The sequence below is a fragment of the Okeania sp. SIO3I5 genome (genome assembly GCF_010672085.1).
In the GTDB taxonomy this organism is placed as follows: domain Bacteria; phylum Cyanobacteriota; class Cyanobacteriia; order Cyanobacteriales; family Microcoleaceae; genus Trichodesmium.
On record NZ_JAAHHT010000016.1, the window covers coordinates 16136 to 35173 of the forward strand.

Annotated in this window: 16 protein-coding genes and 1 pseudogene; 8 read left to right on the top strand and 9 right to left on the bottom strand. The window is 37.8% G+C overall.

Annotated features, from left to right (window positions below; translation table 11 throughout):
• Positions 1 to 506: 506 nt before the first annotated feature.
• From F6K40_RS05270 to F6K40_RS05305, 8 genes and pseudogenes are all read right to left on the bottom strand, one after another.
• Positions 507 to 1241 (bottom strand): HAD family hydrolase, encoded by a 735-nt coding sequence (locus F6K40_RS05270; protein ID WP_293132374.1) that lies wholly within the window; start codon positions 1239 to 1241, stop codon positions 507 to 509.
• A 1095-nt stretch (positions 1242 to 2336) separates the two neighbouring features.
• Positions 2337 to 3231, bottom strand: a pseudogene (locus F6K40_RS05275) (30S ribosomal protein S1); the annotation flags it as partial.
• A 1392-nt stretch (positions 3232 to 4623) separates the two neighbouring features.
• Entirely contained in the window at positions 4624 to 5175 is a 552-nt protein-coding gene (gene nrdR / locus F6K40_RS05280) for a transcriptional regulator NrdR (RefSeq protein ID WP_293132377.1), read from the bottom strand.
• Positions 5176 to 5636: 461 nt separating this feature from the next.
• Positions 5637 to 5732: a photosystem II reaction center protein T gene (locus F6K40_RS05285; RefSeq protein ID WP_293132380.1), complete on the bottom strand. Its 96-nt coding sequence runs from the start codon at positions 5730 to 5732 to the stop codon at positions 5637 to 5639.
• Positions 5733 to 6032: 300 nt separating this feature from the next.
• Positions 6033 to 7559 carry a photosystem II chlorophyll-binding protein CP47 gene (gene psbB, locus F6K40_RS05290; protein WP_293132383.1) on the bottom strand — a complete coding sequence of 509 codons (1527 nt, stop codon included), beginning with the start codon at positions 7557 to 7559 and terminating at the stop codon, positions 6033 to 6035.
• A 638-nt stretch (positions 7560 to 8197) separates the two neighbouring features.
• Positions 8198 to 8524, bottom strand: a complete 327-nt coding sequence (locus F6K40_RS05295) for a hypothetical protein (RefSeq protein ID WP_293132386.1) — start codon at positions 8522 to 8524, stop codon at positions 8198 to 8200.
• A 156-nt stretch (positions 8525 to 8680) separates the two neighbouring features.
• Positions 8681 to 8914, bottom strand: a complete 234-nt coding sequence (locus F6K40_RS05300) for a DUF2949 domain-containing protein (RefSeq protein ID WP_293132389.1) — start codon at positions 8912 to 8914, stop codon at positions 8681 to 8683.
• A gap of 1151 nt (positions 8915 to 10065) precedes the next feature.
• Complete coding sequence (locus F6K40_RS05305) at positions 10066 to 10578, bottom strand: hypothetical protein (protein WP_293132392.1); 513 nt, start codon at positions 10576 to 10578, stop codon at positions 10066 to 10068.
• A gap of 482 nt (positions 10579 to 11060) precedes the next feature.
• Between F6K40_RS05305 and F6K40_RS05310 the strand changes: the two genes are divergently transcribed.
• The 6 genes from F6K40_RS05310 to F6K40_RS05335 all read left to right on the top strand — a co-directional run bounded on the left by F6K40_RS05310 (position 11061) and on the right by F6K40_RS05335 (position 16431).
• On the top strand, positions 11061 to 13022 hold the full coding sequence (locus F6K40_RS05310; RefSeq protein WP_293132394.1) for a PAS domain-containing sensor histidine kinase: 1962 nt from the start codon (positions 11061 to 11063) through the stop codon (positions 13020 to 13022).
• Positions 13000 to 14091, top strand: a complete 1092-nt coding sequence (locus F6K40_RS05315) for a hybrid sensor histidine kinase/response regulator (protein ID WP_293132397.1) — start codon at positions 13000 to 13002, stop codon at positions 14089 to 14091. The genes F6K40_RS05310 and F6K40_RS05315 overlap by 23 nt, the downstream gene beginning before the upstream one ends.
• 266 nt (positions 14092 to 14357) lie before the next feature.
• Positions 14358 to 14609 (top strand): hypothetical protein, encoded by a 252-nt coding sequence (locus F6K40_RS05320; protein WP_293132400.1) that lies wholly within the window; start codon positions 14358 to 14360, stop codon positions 14607 to 14609.
• A gap of 325 nt (positions 14610 to 14934) precedes the next feature.
• Complete coding sequence (locus F6K40_RS05325) at positions 14935 to 15084, top strand: hypothetical protein (protein ID WP_293132403.1); 150 nt, start codon at positions 14935 to 14937, stop codon at positions 15082 to 15084.
• Positions 15085 to 15388: 304 nt separating this feature from the next.
• Positions 15389 to 16024, top strand: a complete 636-nt coding sequence (locus F6K40_RS05330; protein ID WP_293132406.1) for a Uma2 family endonuclease — start codon at positions 15389 to 15391, stop codon at positions 16022 to 16024.
• Positions 16025 to 16197: 173 nt separating this feature from the next.
• Positions 16198 to 16431 carry a DUF6737 family protein gene (locus tag F6K40_RS05335; RefSeq protein ID WP_293132409.1) on the top strand — a complete coding sequence of 78 codons (234 nt, stop codon included), beginning with the start codon at positions 16198 to 16200 and terminating at the stop codon, positions 16429 to 16431.
• Between the two features lie 294 nt (positions 16432 to 16725).
• Here the strand turns inward: F6K40_RS05335 and F6K40_RS05340 are convergent, their stop codons facing one another.
• Positions 16726 to 17901 carry a calcium-binding protein gene (locus F6K40_RS05340; RefSeq protein WP_293132412.1) on the bottom strand — a complete coding sequence of 392 codons (1176 nt, stop codon included), beginning with the start codon at positions 17899 to 17901 and terminating at the stop codon, positions 16726 to 16728.
• 154 nt (positions 17902 to 18055) lie between these two features.
• Between F6K40_RS05340 and F6K40_RS05345 the strand changes: the two genes are divergently transcribed.
• Complete coding sequence (locus F6K40_RS05345) at positions 18056 to 18547, top strand: helix-turn-helix domain-containing protein (RefSeq protein WP_293132415.1); 492 nt, start codon at positions 18056 to 18058, stop codon at positions 18545 to 18547.
• Positions 18531 to 18785 carry a hypothetical protein gene (locus F6K40_RS05350; RefSeq protein ID WP_293132418.1) on the top strand — a complete coding sequence of 85 codons (255 nt, stop codon included), beginning with the start codon at positions 18531 to 18533 and terminating at the stop codon, positions 18783 to 18785. Before F6K40_RS05345 ends, F6K40_RS05350 begins: the two co-directional genes overlap by 17 nt.
• The last annotated feature ends 253 nt before the right edge of the window (positions 18786 to 19038 follow it).

Below are 19038 nucleotides of genomic sequence, written 5' to 3' on the forward strand. Positions count from 1 at the left end.
ATGCAATGGTTTCGGCCATTTTATGTGCAGAAATTTTCTGGAATTTCAGCAGAAAATCTCAGTAAATTGATGCCACAAAGCCGCCCATAACTACGAGAATTACTGAATATAAAAAGCTCTATTACCTTAGCTATCCTGACTTTTAGCTTTATTCAGCAAGCCCTACAGCGCTTTTCAGATTGATGAACCACATCGTTACAACAAAAATCTTATAGGGGCGATTCGCGTTTGCGGAGCAGTCTGTAGGAAATCGCCCCTACTGTGGTCTACCGTGCAGGAAAACTGCTGTAATTAATTTTCTAGACAAGAGGAATAATTTTCGAGTTATCATAATAGTATATTTATTTAATTCAATATTTATCAATAATTAGGAGTGGAGTCAGGAATGTGGTAGAAAAATGAAAATGAAAGGATAAAGTTTTCTAGGATTATTAAAGTAAACCGACTTGATATAACACTTTTATTCATCTATATTCATCCCGCCCTTCAGCAATGTCAGTAGTTAGTTACAATACTTGAATTTCTTCTAAGTGAGCGATCGCTACATCTGCTCCCTGTAAGTAGTTAGCTTGCGGTTTCCCCCAACAAATACCTATACAACCTGCTGCTCCTGCTTTTCTCCCCATTTCTATATCTATCGGAGAATCTCCCACCATTAATGTCCTGACTGGTTTAACCCCTAATTTCTCACAAGCTTGTAAAAATAGTTCTGGATCTGGTTTACTAGGACTATCATCAACCCCCATTTCTAGTTGGATATAATCCTTAAGTTGATAATATTTAACAAAATTTTGCACTGCTGTTGTATTATCTGCAGACAATATACCCAGTTTTATACCTGCTTGAGATAGATACTTTAGCACCTCTAAGCTACCTGTAAACAGACAACCAGGAGTAGACTTTAGCAATATTTGGTCAGCTTCTGCAAAAGCTTCTTTGACAATAGTTAATGATTCTAACCAACCCCTCCCAGTTTCAGCAATATAAGCTGCTGCTGCAATTTCGTTTTCCCGTCTACTGCCAACCGCCATTAAACCTGTAGGATTAATATTATTCCCATCAATACCAAAAGCCATTAGTAATGGTTCTCCTATTCCAGGAATTTTAGCATCAATGATCCGAGTCAGCTTTTGTCCTAAATTTCTTAAAAACTCTTGAGAGTCTTCTAGAGTACCATCTTTATCAAAAATAATTGCTTGAATATCTTGGAAAATTACACCTCGGCAGTTAATAGCTACCATTGCTTTGTATATATAATATTTTCTGTTACGTTTTTGATTCTGAATATTAGACCTCTCCGGAAAAGAGGGAACAGGGAACAGCGGATCTGGGAACAGGAAGAAAGAATAGATGATTTCTGGATGAGAATTGATTTGATTTTTAATTTCCGGAGATGTCTATTTTGATCCGCAACATCAAAAACGGAGCTTTGCAGAACGCAAAACGCTTTTTATGTCGCGTTTCATGTCGCTCGTGAAAGCGAAACGCTAACAAGAACCTATTCCCGTATGGGCAAAACTTTAAACCCAATTGTTCAGTATTACACATTAAGATTAGGATTGGTTGGTATATTGGGGTGTTGTCCCCGGAAACTTCCTGTGCAGGGACAACTGCAGGGGGTAAACTCTTAGAATTTCATTTACCCGGAGTGCAACCCCAATTTTTCAGTAAGTTATTGTTGATTGACTTAATCTTTGTAACTTACCATTTTGCCAACTCTCTATTCATCTGCTGTCGTCAAGAGGTTGATTCTAAAGCTGCTGCTGATGTCTCTTCATCTACTGTAGCTATTTCTTCTGTAGTTTCCTCTGTTTTTTGGGATTCTACTGCTACCTCTTCCGGAGCTTCTACTGCTTCTGTTTTGGCTTCAACTTCCGGAGCTTCTACTGTTTCTGTTTTGGCTTCAACTTCCGGAGTTTCTACTGCTTCTGTTTTGGCTTCAACTTCCGGAGTTTCTACTGCTTCTGTTTTGGCTTCAACTTCCGGAGTTTCTACTGTTTCTGTTTTGACTTCAACTTCCGGAGCTTCTACTGTTTCTGTTTTGGCTTCAACTTCCGGAGCTTCTACTGCTTCTGTTTTGACTTCAACTTCCGGAACTTCTACTGTTTCTGTTTTGGCTTCAACTTCCGGAGCTTCTACTGCTTCTGCTGTTGCCACTTCTTCAGGTGCTTCTACTGCTTCTGCTGTTGCCACTTCTTCAGGTGCTTCTACTGTTTCTGCTGATGCTACCTCTTCAGGTGTTTCTACTGCTTCTGCTGTTGCCACCTCTTCAGGTGCTTCTACAACTTCTGCTTTGGCTTCAACTGCTGTTTCTTCTATTGTCTCTCCTCGCTGTGCAGCCATCATTTTTTCCCTAAACTTAGCTGCCATTTCCTCTGCTTGGTCATATACCAGTTGTGGGTTTTTCACCATTGCCCCTGGTTCTGGTTCTAGTTGCTTCGTTGACAAAGATATACGACCTCTGTCAGCATCTAGATCGATGATCATAACTTTCAATTCATCATTTACCTTTAGTACACTGCTAGGAGTTTCTATATGGTCATGGGAAATTTCCGATATGTGCAGTAACCCACTTACACCACCAATATCAATAAACGCTCCATAAGGCTTAATACCACGAACTGCACCTATTACTACTTCTCCTACTTCTAGGCGATTCATCTTCCGCTCAACTAGGGCGCGACGATGACTTAAAACCAAACGATTGCGTTCTTCGTCTACTTCTAGGAATTTTAAAGGTAATTCTTCATTAAGTAAATCCTCTTTTGGTTTGCGCGTACTAATGTGTGAACCAGGAATAAATCCACGCAAACCTTCTATCCTGACTAGAGCACCACCACGATTTGTTGCAAATACTTGCGATCGCACAGTTGCATCTTCTGCTTGTAATTGTCGGACTCTTTCCCATGCCCGCATATATTCTATCCGTCTAATGGACAAAGTTAACTGTCCATCTTCATTTTCATCTGTTAGAATAAAAAATTCTCTTGTTTCATTAGACTGTAGAACTTCTTCAGGGTTTTCTACCCTATTAATTGACATTTCTTGAATCGGGATATAAGCAGCAGTTTTAGCTCCAATGTCAATTAATGCTCCCCTTGGTTCTAAACTAAATACTGTCCCTGCTACAATATCTCCAGGACTAAAGTGATAGTCATATTTATCTAGTAGAGCTGCAAAATCTTCGTGAGTAAAGCCTATTTCCTTGGCTGGTGTTTTCAAATTTATCATGCGTGTATTTTCTTGGGATTTCTCTCCTTAATGTTTTTTACTTGTCTTGATAGTTTCTGCTTCATCAAACTGATATAAAACGTCACTGATTATGACATTTCAATATGTACGGACTAACCATACTTAGTCCCTACTTTCTACGGTCACTCTCCGCAGTACAACCTCTACAGGAATCAACGGTTAAGCAAACCCTATCTCTTACTTTATAAGTTATATTTTAGACAAAACTTTCCTTTACAAAAACTATGGTTTCATACAAAAACCTATTTTTTTGTATAATATTAGGTAAGCAACTGTTACTTTTGAGGCCATCTGACTTTTTGTAGTTAATCCCACTTGCCGAATTAAGGCTTGGGCATCTACAAAATTATTTTAATAACTCTTAGAAAAAATGCGCTTAAAATGAGTAATTGCCTCTATTTCCTAAAGAAATAAGATATTTTTAAGGTATATTAATACACCTCAAAACATAAGGTTAGGCAAAAATTTTGACCTCAGTGGCTCCCGTTTTGCACAAAATGCGTCAAGTTGGCCTCGCCCACTTATTTTGGCTTTGAGAGAGCTATGATACACTGGTTTTTCAAATCTCTTTACCTGTTTAATGCCAAACAACAGAAGCTCAGGACTGGCCTCGCACCCCAAGGTGTTATGACCATTTTTGAATTCATGCATTCAAAATTCCAAGTTCAAAAATTTGGGCTGCCAAGTTATTGAATAATTGTTTAATCAAGGATTAAAGGCTCATTCTTGAGAACGAAAAAAATCAAAAAAGATTTTCTTTGTTTCAAACTTTTGACTTTGGACAGAGGTAATAATTTTGAATTGATAATTTTGAATTTTGAATTGATTTTACTGATCGGGACGTTTACTTTAAAAAAGTGGGCTGGACTAACCATGTTCGCGACTTGAGCGCTTTGATTAGATTTGTGGTTAGTAAGTGTGAGGTCTATATATCAGTAGAATAGAAATTTCACCTAGTCAAGCCAAGTTCCTCAACTACTATTATGATCCAAAACACTTAATTTTACCACAACTTCACAACTGTAATACTAATTATTTTTCCGGCCACTTAGTTACTAATAAATTTCCGAATTTATGTTTTTGTTATATCAGAACAAATATTCAGCTCATTCTTCACGTCAGCTAATGTCTAACTTTCGAGTTTAAGGTAGGCAGAAGACCTATTCCATAAGCTACATTAGGGAATTAGTCCTAATTCCTATCCATACATCAGCATAAACAGTTGGAACTTTATAAGCGTAGTATCTTGTAACTGCCGTTCAGATCAGCATTGATCAACAAGCCATTTTTGGATTTATATAAACATAAGCATAATTCTTTTAATATCTTTAAGTAAATTGCAGTTATAGTTACTATATGTCAACTTCAAAACTAACTTGTACAAGATGCTGGTGTTTCACACTCTGGAGCATCTTGTTGTAGAGAAATTTCAGAACTTTGTGGTACAGTCGCAGCAAATTTCAAATTATCTTTTTGATTTTGCAGATGATTTAGGGTCTCTACAAAATCCCGAATACCTTGAAATTTACGATAAACAGAAGCGAAACGGATATAGGCAACTTCACTAATACCACTCAATCTACTAAGAACAATTTCACCAATTTCAGCACTGGTAATTTCTCTCTGGGATCTCCCCTGTAATTCAACCTCTATTTCATTGACAATAGCTTCAAGCTGACTAGCTTCAATACCAGTTTTTTCACAGGAACGGATAATACCTCGAAGTAATTTCGACTTGTCAAAAGACTCCTTTTTACCATCCCTTTTAATTACTGTTATTGTCACAAATTCTATTCTTTCATAAGTCGTGAAACGATGCTGGCAATTCATACATTCCCGCCTACGTCGGATACTCTTGTCAGATTCAGCAGAACGTGATTCTAGAACACGACTATTAGTATGTTGGCAAATTGGACATAGCATACTTTCAATAATTAATAATTAACAATTAATAATTAATAATTACCTCTTCTTTTTAAGAAGAGGATTGGTTAAAAAGGAATTTTTCTCTTCTCTTGGCCTATTGCATATGGTTAGGTAACCCATCTATGCCATCCTACTTATGCTTTGCAAACGACCGCTCTCTTGGTCGATTGGATCTGCCGTTTCGCTACGCGACATGAAACGCGTAGCGTCCCGGAGGGAAAGGAGACCTCAGCATCCCATCCTACGGACTGCTCCGCAAACGACCGCTTTTTTCTCCTTTAAAGGAGAGGCTTTAAACCTTGATTTTTCGGTAAATTTTTCATACATAAATAACTTTGCCCAGGTCAGGCAGATGGCCACTTGTTATTAGTTATTAGGTATGAGTGCTTTGCTCAGAACTCAGCACTCATAACTTATCAAAAAGGCAATTTGTTTAATTGAAAATCAATCGAGAATGATTACTTTCCAATTCTAGGTGGATCGCGGAAGGCGATCGCGAAAAATATTACGCCTAAGGACAAAGCCAATACGAGAATATAAGCTGCACTTTCCATAAAAGAATTTCCTGAAAATCCAGTTCTATATTAGTTTACCAGTTGATCGTAAATAAAAGTCCAACGAAAATACTTTGTAAACTTTTTCAAAGTAATCGTTGGACTTTTATCAAATTTGAAGATCAAAGAAACGGTCAGCACTCAGCACTCAGTAGAATTAAGCTTTAGAAAGGAATTTTTACCTCTCCTCAACTATCCGGCGCTTGGAGTGGCCAGGATTTCCCACCAGAGATATAAAAGCTGATAGCCAGTAAAATATACCAAATTGGCCACTATAGCCAAACTTTAGTATTGGTTTTATTATGTTTCCGTCCTACGGGTACTCAAGTCACCCAATTTCTGGAATAAACCAAACTCTACTTGTTCCTCTAGATCCGGGTCAATACCTGCAAACACATCGCGGAATAAAGTCCGGCATCCGTGCCAAATATGACCGAAGAAGAATAGGAGAGCAAAACAAGCATGACCATAAGTAAACCAACCACGAGTGCTAGTTCGGAATACACCGTCAGAACCTAAAGTTTCTTGGTCAAATTCAAAAGGTTCGCCAGTCTGAGCTTTACGAGCATACCTCTTAACATCAGCGGGATTAGTAAAGGTTTGACCATCAAGATCCCCACCCAAGAAGCTAACTGTTACGCCCCGTTCCTCAAAACTATATTTTGATTCTGAACGACGGAAAGGAATATCAGCTTTAACTACACCTTCAGAGTTGGTCAAAACTACTGGGAAAGTTTCAAAGAAGTTAGGTAAGCGACGTACAAATAATTCCTCGCCATCCCTATCCTTAAATATAGGATGACCAAGCCAACCTTGAGCTAAACCATCACCATTATTCATTGGCCCAACACGGAATAGACCGCCTTTAGCAGGACTATTACCAACATAGTCATAAAAAGCTAATTTTTCGGGGATAGTTAACCATGCTTCTGAAGCAGTTTTCCCTGCTACTAACTCAGCTTGAACGCGACGATCAATTTCTTGTTGGAAGTAACTACTATCCCACTGATAACGAGTAGGGCCAAACAGTTCGATAGGAGTAGCTGCACAGCCATACCACATTGTGCCTGCGACAACAAAAGCTGCAAAGAACACTGCTGCAATACTGCTGGAGAGAACTGTTTCAATGTTACCCATCCGCAACGCTCTGTAGAGACGTTCTGGAGGTCTTACTGATAAGTGGAATAAACCAGCAATAATCCCCACAATTCCAGCAGCAATATGGTGAGCTACAATTCCACCAGAATTAAATGGGTTAAATCCTTCTGGTCCCCATGATGGTGCTACTGGTTGGATCGAACCGGTCAACCCATAAGGATCTGATACCCACATTCCCGGACCAAATACTCCGGTCAAATGGAAGGCCCCAAAGCCAAAGCAAAGTAAACCAGATAAGAATAAGTGAATGCCAAACATTTTTGGCAGGTCTAGAGCAGGATCTCCTGTACGTTCGTCAAAGAATAAATCTAAGTCCCAGAAAACCCAGTGCCATACAGCAGCTAGGAATAATAGACCAGAAAGAACGATGTGAGCTGCTGCTACACCTTCAAAAGACCAGAAACCAACGTTGGAAGCTACTTCTCCTGTAACACTCCAGCCACCCCAAGATTGGGTAACACCTAGACGGGCCATGAATGGCATAACAAACATTCCCTGACGCCACATGGGGTTCAGGACTGGATCGCTAGGATCGAAAATTGCTAGTTCATAAAGGGCCATTGAGCCAGCCCAACCTGCTACTAGAGCAGTGTGCATTAGATGCACGGATATTAGTCGTCCTGGATCGTTCAGAACGACTGTATGTACACGATACCAAGGTAGTCCCATTGACTACGCTCCTCCTGTAAGTGATGACTACTATAATTCTGAAAGCTTTTTTCTTTTGCTTATTATGGCGCTGCTACTCTATAAAACTGACACAAAGCGTTACATAACGTGACAATTTTATGTGTACGGACGTTTTGCGAAACGTTCCTACCTGCTTCCACTGAGGCCGTCGGCGGTTACTCATCCACAGGCATTCACGGTCGAGCCAACCGCATTTCTTAGATTTATACTCTCTTCCAAAAATAAATTGTTCCAAATATTCGTCCAATTATTAAAATTCTTTTGGACGGAATGGCCAATTTGACTAGATGAGGGCATAAAAACTTAAAACTATTTCAAGAATTGTATAGAGTTTTGAAGTTAATAGCAAGCAAATTGAACAAGGAATCAGGACATAGTATTAATTATGGATATTTAGTTTTGGCTATTTCAAAAGTCTTCACAGTAATGGCAACTGCTATACCATTCAGCATTCAGCTCTCAGCATTCAGCATTCAGCTCTCAGCATTCAACTTTAGTCAAAACTTTACAAATAATAGATTTGAGATTTCGTACCTTCCCCGCGCTATGCTGCGAGTACCATGTAGCAATTTCTACTGTAGTTAAAATGAATTGAATTTTGAATTTTGAATTTTGAATTAAATTTGGTTAGTTTGACAAATGGCTGAGGTATTGGAAAGATATTCTAAGACTTGTTCAGCATCAATCAAGCGAGTTAATACAACGTTGCCAATATTTTGATTAGAAGTATACTTTTGAGCTTCAATAGTGGGATAAATCTCTAACATTAATACAGCATCTTCAACTTGGTGGAGCCACATTTGTTCATTTTTATCTTTATCCCACAGAGAGATTGACATTTTTTTGATATCGGGTGCCCGTCTCCAGGCAGTTTCATTCCAGATGCCACCTACTGTCCAGATTTGACCTATTGCCCATCCCTCTGATAAAAAGAAGTATTTCACAGACTTTTCTTAGGTTAAGTAATTTATTAAAAAGTTTATCAAAAATCAGAATATAGCAGGGAACAGGGAACAGGGAACAGGGAACAGGGAACAGGCATGAAAAACATTTCCTAGTCTTAGATTCATCATCAGTAATTGTCAAGAGCTAACTCTTTCTTAGCTATATTGAAAATATCTATAAACAAATATTAAGTAGGGAACAGGGAACAGGGAACAGGCATGAAAANTTTGGTCCAATTGCTTCAATGTTACGAGACCGTATTGCCAAAGTACCATCGGTAATTGATTAGAGTCTTCTTCTTGATGTCGTAAAGCAGTAGCGATCGCAGAATCAGATATGGACAACTCCCACTTTAAGAATTTGATTAATTGAGCTTCTTTTGCGGACATGATTAAAAGTTTTCTCCAGTAGTATCTTAAAAAATTTCAAATAGTTATTATTTGATTATTATGATACCCAGTATCAATTATTATTAAGTAAGCCTCAGTGACTTTCATCTTGATAATTATGTGAGATATTTCAGTTTTTTTAATGATTCAGATCACAATTTTGTTGTATAGAACACTAAATTATAGTGCTAAGTGTGAGTAGTCCATGAGATTTTTTGATTCAGCACTGAAATATTTCTACATCTCAAAATTGTTATTAATTCAACTATTCAAGTAGAGGTATAGATGAAAATCTACTTTTTGATAAGTAGTAAATATCAAAGTGAAAAGCTTATCAAATGATTAGGAACTCTCTCTGTTATCTTCCCTAACCAAAGTTTCATAATAGTGTCTTACTAGGGTGATGATTGAGGAACTTTATAAATTAATTACAGGAAACCATTATTACATCCCCCTAAGTGATATTACTGATGATAATTCAGCAATTAACAATTAAAAATTAACAATTACCTCTCCCTTTTAGGGCTATCCCTGATAAGGAACTCTTGAAACCCTTGTGGGAGGATGGGGAGGATGGGGAGGATGGGGAGGATGGGGAGGAGGGGGAGGAGGGGGAGGATGGGGAGGATGGGGAGGAAGAATTCTGTCTACATTCATAAAAGAGTGTATTGAAAAATACTCTTTTCTCCTGAAAAAGCCGATTCAAGACTTAAACATAACTCCTCTATGTTGTCAAGTTTTATGAAAAGAGAAAGATGTTTATAAAGCATAGCTTTTAGGGAGAGGTAAGAGGATCAAAGAAAAAAATTTATTTCTTGAGGGGAGATTGGATATGGCGCCGGTAACCCATCCATGCCACCCTACGGGAAACTTTTCGTTTGGCATACTCCGCAAAGTTTTTCATGTCGGCGACATTATTAATTAATAATTAATAATACTTTAGACATCTCCGATAATCAAAAATTAAATCAATTCTTATTGATAAATTATCAATTACTCCCCCCCTGTTCCCAGTTAAGTGTTCCCTCTTCCCTCTTTTATGGAGATGTCTTTTGAATTACTAAATCTATAAGTAGACTAATCTCGTAGTAGATTCTGTACAAATAGAGACACCTAATCAATTGAATTGGAAATCAAAATCTATTTGAGAGCTACTTAGCTGATTTAGAAGACCCCTTTAATTCTGATTCTGTGAGTGCTTCATCAAGGATAACACGAGCTTCTTGTGCTTGCTCTCTTGCTTCTCTATAGCGTAAATTAGCTACAGCAAAAGTTTTCAGTATCTTAAAGCCATCTTTAAGATTAGTAATTTCCTCAACTGTTACAGGTTCATCTGTAAATAGCACCTCAATTGCAGAACGAATCTTTAATGCCTCTTCTCTAGATTCTACAACCTTCATCTTAAGTGCAGCAAAATCGCTAAGTATTTGTACTGCTTGAGCAACAGCATCTTCCTCCTCAGAAGTAATCTCTTTTGATTCTTTTGATTCTTTGACCTCAATAAACTGCTCCGGACTAAATCCATTTTCTAATTCTGTTGGTATATCACCAGAGTCCATCATTTCCACAAGCTTATCCATAGCTTTCTGACGGGCCCTTTCTGAATCTTTGCCCCTAACAGTTATGATTGTATCTGGATTTTGAGGCAAGGTATAACTGACCATAGTGTGACTAAACGTTTAGGTATAAATATAACAAATATACAGCAAAAATTAATAATATCATTTTAGAGTAATTTATCTGCAAGTAATCAATAGACATCTCCGGAAAAGAGGGAACAGGGAACAGGGAACAGGGAACAGGGAGAAGGGAGAAGTAATTGATAATTTCTGGATAAGAATTGATTCTATTTTTAATTTTCACGCCTATGTCTAATAGACTTTAGGACTCTTGTCACGAGCGGGGAGATTTGGATATAGGGAGTATAGCAGTCGAAGCAAAGGTTAAGACAGTTATAAATCCTGTTTGCGCAGCATTCCGTAGGAAAACCCTTTGATATTCTGCTGTTTCCTGTTCCCTGTTCCCTATTCCCTAGCGCTATATTTTGCAATTTTTCCTGTATTGCCTTCTAGCACCTCCTGAGTCTTGAATAGTGGTATCCTGATCTAGAAAGTTCGATCTAACTAATGTTTCAATTTCACTAGCGATGTTAAATGGATGGCTCAAAAAATTACAGAGACTATCCCCACTTAGGCAAATACTCGCCTATTTGGATAGTGCTAACCCTACCTCTGGCAATTCTACACACTTAACAAATCTCTCCTATCCACAGTGGCAACATCGTTTTTTAATTGCTCGGCTCAATTTAGCATTGTGGTTAGCTTTTTTCTTCTTTTTAAGTAGAACTATACTCAATCTAATCTACTTAATACAGGGTAAATCTTATAGTTTAGAAGAATGGGTAATTCCCATAATTTTAGTACATTTAATTGTACTTGGTTGTATCTTTCTGTTGCGAACTTCTTGGGGTCGTCGTCATTTAGGTCTAATCTTTCTGACCTTTTCTTGGGCCGTGACGATGATTCAGCAAATTTCAGATACAATTAGAGGAAATGTTAATCCTGAGTTTTTTGTCTGGATATTTACTTTCTCTAGTCAGGCAACTTTAATTCCCGTCAGATGGTTTCTGCACCTAGTATCCCAAATCACTATTTTAGGTTACTATTTTAGCGTGAATCAAATTCTTGGTTATGATGTAACATCTTTTGATTGGGATTTTGTTAAGATGTTCTTTCGCATATTCTGGGTATGTTTAATATGCGACCTCTCAGTATATTTATATGAGTCTTTGCAAAAAACTGAGTTTAATACCAAATTACAACTAGAAGCAGCATATCAAAAATTACATTCAACTGAAGCTAGCTATCGCAGCATTCTGGAGAACTCGGTTGAAGGTATTTTTCGGTCTACACCAGATGGACGCTATGTGTATGCTAATCCTACTTTAGCCAAGATATTTGGTTACGACTCACCAGGGCAACTGATGGCAAACGTTAATGATATTGGCAAGCAAATTTATGTTAACCCTAGTCGTCGAGATGAATTTTTAGAGTCGATCGATAGGGATGGAACAGTATTAAAATTTGAGTCTCAAGCTTATCGTGCTGATGGCAGTATTGTCTGGATTTCTGAAAATGCAAGAGCAGTACGCGATCCACAAGGTAACCTAATTGCTTATGAAGGTGATATTGAAGATATTACAGAGCGTAAGTGGGCAGAAGCAGAAATGAAGAAAGCATTGGAAATAGAAAAAGAGCTAAATCAACTTAAGTCTCAGTTTATTTCTATGGCATCCCATGAATTTCGGACTCCTCTAACTACTATATTAGCTTCCGCAGAAGCATTGGAACACTACGGTAATAAATGGAATGAAGAAAAAAAACTGACTTATCTACATCGTATTCAAGCTACAGTTCAACACATGACAGGGTTAGTTAATGACATATTAGTTATTGGCAAGACGGAATCAGGTAATTTTGATTTTAGCCCAGAACCATTAGATTTAGAAAAGTTTTGTCGAGATATTATAGAAGATATTAAACTCAATATTGGTAGTGAATATTCCCTTGATTTTGTCGTTCAAGAAGCTAAACAATTAATCGCCAAAAAATCTACAGATACAAGTGTTTTAAATCAAATATTAGAGCTAGATTTAAACCAGCAAAATTATCAGCAAAATGATTCTCTTTTAGTAGCACAAAATCAGTCTATAGGAAAAATACCTGAAGTAGTTTTTATAGATGAAAAGTTGTTGCAACATATTCTGCATAATTTACTTTGGAATGCAATCAAATATTCGCCCGAAGGTAGTCAGGTTTACCTCAAACTTTCTTACTTGAATAACTATGTAATTTTTCAAGTCCAAGATGAAGGTATTGGTATTCCAGAAGCAGAACAAAAATATCTATTTAATTCTTTCTACCGCGCTGAAAATGCTGCTAATATTTCTGGTACAGGATTAGGACTTACTGTTGTGAAAAACTTTGTAGATTTACATCAAGGTCATATTTTTGTAGAAAGTGAAGTCGGGGTAGGAAGCACATTTACTGTCATATTACCATTGAATTTAGAAAAGGAAAATATAGATGAAAAAAATTCTAGTGATTGAAGATGAGAAACCAATTTTGACAATCATTACAGATATTTTAGAAGCAGAAGATTTTGTGGTAATAGGAGCAAAAAATGGCAGAGTAGGAATAGAAAAGGCTCAACAAGAAGTTCCCGATTTAATTCTTTGTGATGTGATGATGCCGGAAGTTGATGGATATGGTGTCTTAAAATCATTACGGAAAAATTTAGCAACAGAAGCAATTCCATTTATTTTTTTGACTGCTAAATCCACAAAAGCTGATTTAAGAGAAGGAATGGAATTAGGAGCAGATGATTATTTGACCAAACCTTTTACTAGAAATGAACTAATGAAAGCTATTAATACTAGGTTAGATAAACAAAGAGTTATTGAAAGAAAAACTCAAGAACAATTAGATGATTTAAGAAGTAGTATCACTTTATCTCTACCTCACGAACTACGGACTCCCCTCAATGGAATTATTGGTTATTCACAGTTGATAATTGAAGATTTTCCAGATTTGGAAGAGGATGAAATTTTCACCATGCTAGAAAATATTAATTTTTCTGCTCACCGTTTATATCGACTAATTCAAAATTTTTTACTCTATACAGATTTAGAGTTATTATCACGAGATAGAGATAGATTACAATTATTTAAAGCAGGCGAGCTGAGTAATCCTAAGTCAATAATTAAAGAGGTTGCTCTTGAAAAAGCAAAAAAATTTAATCGCTTAAAAGATTTAGATGTAACATCGGATAATGCTAACTTAAAAATTTCTGAACCTAACTTTAGGAAAATCATAGATGAGTTGTTAGACAATGCTTTTAAATTTTCTATTCCAGATACAAAAGTGGAGGTAATAGGTAGATTAGTTAATAATATTTTTGCTGTTGATTTTATAGATCGTGGTACAGGAATGAGTATTAATGAAATTTCTAACGTGGGAGCTTATAAACAATTTAATCGCCGCATATATGAGCAACAAGGTTCAGGTTTAGGTTTAGTTATTGCTAAACGGATGACTGAATTACACAATGGTAAATTAATTATCGAAAGTATTCCTGAAGAGCAAACAACTGTTACTATTTTTATACCTACAAGTTAAGATGGAGAGTGTGGGAGGTGTGGGAAGTGTGGGAGGGGTGGGGAGATGAGGATATAACAACTAGATATAGCATTACTATCTAGAAATGGTATTATACTAATCCTAAATGATTTGTGAAAAAAACTGTAGGGGTTTGGTCTCCAAACCCAAGCCAAAATTCGATTTTAAAACCAAATCCCTATGATAGAATATTACAAGCTATTTATATTTAGGATTGCTATATTTTATAATAAATTACAATACTTATGAGTGAGGAATTACTAACAATGAAAGACAAATTAATCAACTGGTTAGATACATTTTTAGTAGTAGATGTATTTCTAGTAATAATTGGTTTTGCCTGGTTCGCGATCGCTGTTATTGGCCGTTATTCTGGAGTGTCTTTAGGTCTCGATCTTTGGCATAGATTATGGGAACCAGTCTTTACTCCAGCTATTGGAATTTTGATGGGAGGTGCTATTCTTAGTGGCATAATTAAACAAATTACTAAATGGTTAAATTCTTCTAATAGGGAATAAGCGTAGGTTGGGTTGAGGGACGAAACCCAACAATAGCTCACACGGATTATGGCACGGATGTACGGATTAAGAATCCAGTAGTGGATTGTTTCATCTTAAATGGTGCATTACTTTTTGGTTGTGTCTAGACAAGGAAGACAAGGAAGACAAGGGAGACAAGGGAGACAAGGGAGAAAATCTATTGCACAGTTTTAGCTGAAACAGTCCAGTAGGGTGCGTTACATTTCATTAACGCACCCTTTGTATAGGATGTTGACGAGACTCTGGAGCGACTGTATTATTTATAGATTCATCTACTTTTCCTTCTTCCTTTTTCCTTGAAATAATGTACAAAACTCAAGCAGCAGATACAACAATAGAAGCTGAAAAAATTTGGTTTGAACTGATAGGTAAAATGCCTATAGAAACCAGACTCATGCAATATCATAGAGCATCTATTCAGTCACAACAAATCTGGTGGAATTTATTTAAATAGCAACATGATAATTTAACTAATAAACAATTCAAAATAGAGTACATCAAGTTAAAATTAGGAGAAAAATATTGCTCAATCAATAAATTACTTGAGACAGATTTTATGATTGTTTCTGAAATAGATTTGGCTGTAACCCTTGGTGAAATCTTAGATAATTTGAATATTCCTTACTATTTAGGTAGTGGTCTTGCTAATTCCTTATATTATTAATTACAGCACTTACGCATAGAATCTACATTTAGTAGCTCTGCGTAAGTCCTGAATTATTAATTATTCATTATTAATTATTCATTATTAATTATCCATGATTCTCTTAAATGATTTATCTGAACATCTCCAGATTGAAGACCCCGAAGAAAACCATAGTATTAGTCCGGTAAGTTGGTCGCAATACGAAATATTATTATCAGAAAGAGGGGAAAAATCCTCCTACCGTATCAGTTATTTAGATAGAGTGGTAGAGATTTTGTCCCCTAGTCGTCGCCATGAAAGTAGAAAAACCCGAATTGGAACTTTGTTAGAAATTTATTTTCTGGAAACCAACATAGAATACTTTCCCACAGGTTCCACAACTTTTCGTAAATCTGAACAGGAAGTGGGAGGAGAACCAGACGAGAGTTATTGTATTGGCACAGATAAAGAATTTCCCGACTTGGCAGTTGAAGTAGTTGTTACGTCTGGTGGAATTAATCGGTTAGCTCTTTACCAAAGATTAGGAATACAAGAAGTTTGGTTTTGGTTTGAAGAACGCCTTGCTATTTACCATCTGCGACAAGATATGGAGCAATGCACTGCAACCTTTGGTTATGAGGCAATTAATCGAAGTAAAGTTTTACCAGAATTAGACATTAAGTTATTAACCGAATCTATTCAGAACCCCAATCCTCTTGCTGCTGTAAAAGCGTTTCGAGAAGGAACCCGAAAAATAATTAATAATTAATAATTAATAATTAATAACGACAGTCAAGATAGTTGTGTTACAGTTTTATTTACTCAGGACTTACGCAAAATACGAAATCATACACCACCTGTAGGGGCGAATGGCATTCGCCCTTACTATATATAGCAGTTCTGCGTAAGTCCTGTTACTATTTTGCTCACATATTTTTTATTATGAACAACTCAGTTGAAACAGAAAAATTTAATCCGTGGAATTACAAACCTTGGTGGTGTCAACCTTGGTCAATACTTTTGACAGGAATTACTATTATTAGTGGTAGTTGGTTGATTTTTAGAATGGTTTGGTTAACAGTTATTGTTTCCATCCCTATCTTGACTTGGATGGGATTTTTCCTAATAATTTGGCCGAAGTTAATGGCAGAATTAGAAATGTCAAATAAAGTTTGACAGGACTTATGCAGAAGCGCCGTATCTTGTAGGGGCAAATGGCATTTGCCCTCTACAGATGGCATTTGCCCTCTACTGATAGCGTATCATTTACGAGTTTGCGTAAGTCCTGTTTGATTGTTAGCAGCGATCGCTAAAAATCCAGTAGTAGGGTGTCTAGTTTGAAAATGTGGGTGAAAAAACCTAACCCCCCGACCCCACAACTATCCCCCCTTGCCCCCTTTGAAAGGGGGGAGGAGCGAAGGGGGGAGATAACTTCCCCTCTCCTCGCAGGAGAGGGGTTAGGGGAGAGGTCTACTGTAAGACAAAATCTGACTCGGTAATATTCGGCGTTCCTTCTAAAGTTGCAAATTTGCCACCACCTCCAAAACCAGGGAAGACACTATTGGGATTGTAATATAAATCTCCGGTGGAGCGATCGTAAACGATATCTGCTACTGAACTCCTAGCAGCAGTTATGTTATCCACAATATCAAATTCCCGGTTGATGCTAAAACCATTGCCAGCACGACTGTGCAAGGTGAGAAAGGTATCTTTGTCGAGGATAATATCATCTACGCCTGGTGTAAAGTCGGTAATTCTGTCTGTACCGATGTCTCTGGAACGATACAATCTGTTGGTGTTGTAGATGAATTTGTCTCTGCCACTACCACCTGTGAAAATATCGTTGCCAGCGCCGCCTTCAAAGCGGTCGTTTCCATTGCCACCATTAATAGTGTCTCTACCATTACCGCCTAAAAGGCGATCATTACCGCGACCTCCGATTAAGTTATCGTTGTCAGCGCCACCCTCTAGGGTATCTCTACCACTGCCACCATTAAGAGTGTCTCTACCATTACCACCTCTGAGGCGATCGTTACCGCTGCCTCCGATTAAGTTATCGTTGCCACCGCGCCCGTTTAGTAGGTCGTTGCCGTTTCTGCCGTTAATTGTTTCGTTGCCACCAGTGCCGTTGAGTGTGTTGTTTCTGTTGTTGCCGTTGATGGTTGTGATAATGTCTCGGAGGCTGGAGTCTGGTACTTCTACGTTTAGTAAATCGAAACCTCGCGAACTACCACTTACAGAGCTGGTACTAAAATTATCTAACCCGACAATTTGGATGCCTCTTACAGGTTGAGTAAATCCAATGCTTGACAAATCGAAAGTGCTAGAAGTGCCACTTGCAGCGGTTCCTAGAAAGCTAAAATTCTCCAAGTCAGAACTGACGAAAACATTCGCAAATTCACCACTACCGACGAATTCGTTAATAATAATGTCGTTTCCAGGACCGTCAACAATAGTTTTGTCAGCAAAACCAACGGTTATGAATGAATCTGTTGGCAGGGATACAAAAGCTTGAGCATTACCAAACAAGACGACATCGGTAGGGATAGGTACAGGAGCGCTGCTTGTTGTTCCACCATAAGATCCGGTCTCAATCGATCCTGTCCCACTATTGAAAAACTCAAAAACTCTATCAACAAATGCCATATTTACTTCCCAATTACTAATTATGAGTAAAGTTATTTTTACCAATAACTGCTCCCAGTAATCCTAATTCAGCAACCCACCCCAAACAACTAACAAACATTAGCAATCTTGTTATAATCTAATTAGCAAACTTCCAACAGGAGGACTTCCAACCGTGCCAGCTCAAGACCAACCATTCTCTGAAGCAGCCGAATATTGGGACTTGAAAACCCTCTATGCCGACATGGCCTCTGCTAAAGGCCGCCATCTAACACCCACTGAAAAGCTACATTTGCGGGGTCTTTTATCTGGCTATAGTCCTGGAGAAATTGCCGAAAAACTCCATAAAAATGCCAATGGAGTTGAGGTTGCCTTGTGTAATACCCTGTACCAATACGTCAGAATTCTGGTAGGTAAACAAGAAGACAAAATTCAAAACTGGAGAAATATTTGTGAATGGTTGGAAGAAGCAGGTTATAAATCTCAGTTGCCTCTGGAACCAGAATCAGATGATTATTTATCAGCTAAACTTTTAATTAAAAAAGCAAATGTGGCGTTAAATAAAAATCAAATTGTAGTTGATATCAACCTGCGAATAGTCGCCGAGTCACCAATAGAATTTCCGATCGCCCAAAACATTAAATACCACAGTGAAGAAGAACAATGAAGACCTCTCCCCCCTGCCCCTCCCCCTCTCCTGCAAAGAGAGGGGAGATAAGCTCCCCCTTCCCTCCTTTCACAGGGGTAGGTTTTTTACCGTCGATCTAAAAGAAGTGTGGGGAGAGGGGGAAGAGGGGGAAGAGGGGGAGGAGAGGGAAGAGAGGGAGGAGAGGGAAGAGAGGGAAGAGGGGGAGGAGGGGGGAGTTTATAGGTATTGTTTTGTATACAAAAGTACACTTTTTTGAGGATTTTTAACTGAATCAAAGCGATCGCTCGCTCCTTTGTTCAAAACCTACCCCTGTAAAGGAGATAAGCTCCCCCTTCCTATCCCCCCTTTGAAAGGGGGGATAGGAAGGGGGTTAGGTTTTTTCAACCCATATTTTCAAGCTAAACACGCTACTACAAATAGTGCATAATTTCATTTTTTGTGTAAGTTCTACGCAAAGAAACCGGGTTTCTAAGGTCAATCATTATTTTTAACAATAAACATCTAGGAGA